The sequence below is a fragment of the Mycobacterium gordonae genome, from assembly GCF_001417955.2.
GTDB classification, from domain to species: domain Bacteria; phylum Actinomycetota; class Actinomycetes; order Mycobacteriales; family Mycobacteriaceae; genus Mycobacterium; species Mycobacterium gordonae_B.
Map to the genome: position 1 here is coordinate 1 of NZ_LKTM01000202.1, position 1,226 is coordinate 1,226.

Genomic DNA, 1,226 nt, shown 5'->3' on the forward strand with positions numbered 1-1,226 from the left:
CGAGCAACCACCCGCCCTTGCCGCCGACACCACCGATACCGCCGTCGCCGCCGCGCATACCTGACGCACCCGTCACGCCCGTGCCGCCCACACCCCCGTTGCCACCATTGCCGAAAAGGCCGGCGTCGCCACCGCGACCGCCCGCCTGACCAGGCGCCCCGGACCCGCCATTGCCGCCATTGCCCCACAGGATTCCACCCGCGCCGCCGTTGGCGCCCGAACCGGGTGCTCCGTTGACACCGTCGCCGATCAGCGGACGGCCCAACAGTGCGTTGGTCGGCGCGTTGATCACGTCGAGAAGGAGTTGCTCGACGCTAGCGGCCTCGGCACCGGCGTACGCCGATGCGCTGCTGTTCAGCGTCTGCAGGAAACGTTCATGAAACGCCGCCGCGTCGATACACAACGACTGATATGCCTGGCCATGCCGAGAAAAAAGCGCGGCGACCGCCTCCGATACTTCATCAGCTGCCGCGGAAACCACCTGGGCTGTGGTGTTTGCAGCAGCTTGGTTTGCGGTGCTCAACGAGGAGCCAATTCTCGATACGTTGGCTGCCGCGGCAGCAAAGGAGTCTGGGAATGCGTAGACGTAGGACATTGAGTTCCCCCCAACTAGACCGGGACGTGTCAGACCACGAGTCGGTCCCTCTTCCTGCGGCGTACGCCGCTTGAATGGCGATACTTGGACACGCGCCCAACCGCGGAATGCTACCCGAATGTCAAACGCATGGGTGAAAGTTACTGCTACTACTCGAGAATTCAAAGGTTCACGTCCACATCGCACTCAATAACCAATGGCCGCCGGTCCATTCGGGCGCAGGTGCATCCCCTCATCCATCCCGATCTCTGAGCCGGACGACGACCTCGACTATGGACGCCACGATGTGTCTCCCATGTCGTGGAGAGGGGTCGGTGAATGACCAGCGGCGTTGGCCAGGTTGATCGCACGTCACGCACCTACCAATGGTGCCTAGCGCGGGAAATAGCCTGGGAGCGAAGGGTTCTCGCTCCGAGCATGTTTGTTGCTGTCAGCGCTGCGATAGCGTCGTTTGTCGGGGCGCGGAGGGGGACCCGACTGGTCCCTCCGGCCAGACTTTCAGTGGACCCAGCCGGGCCGCTCCACACAGCGTCCGACGACGAGTTCTCAAAACGCCCTCTCTGCCAACCTGGGTTGAGGCACCCGCCCCCTGACAATTAGTGACCCGAGGGCGGGGATGGAGAGACTCCCC

1 protein-coding gene is annotated in these 1,226 nt (G+C 63.6%); it reads right to left on the reverse strand.

The window, feature by feature from the left end; genetic code table 11:
* A partial coding sequence (locus tag AO501_RS15680; protein ID WP_156452593.1) for a PE family protein occupies window positions 1-595 on the reverse strand: 595 nt, incomplete at its 3' end.
* Between the last annotated feature and the right edge of the window lie 631 nt (window positions 596-1,226).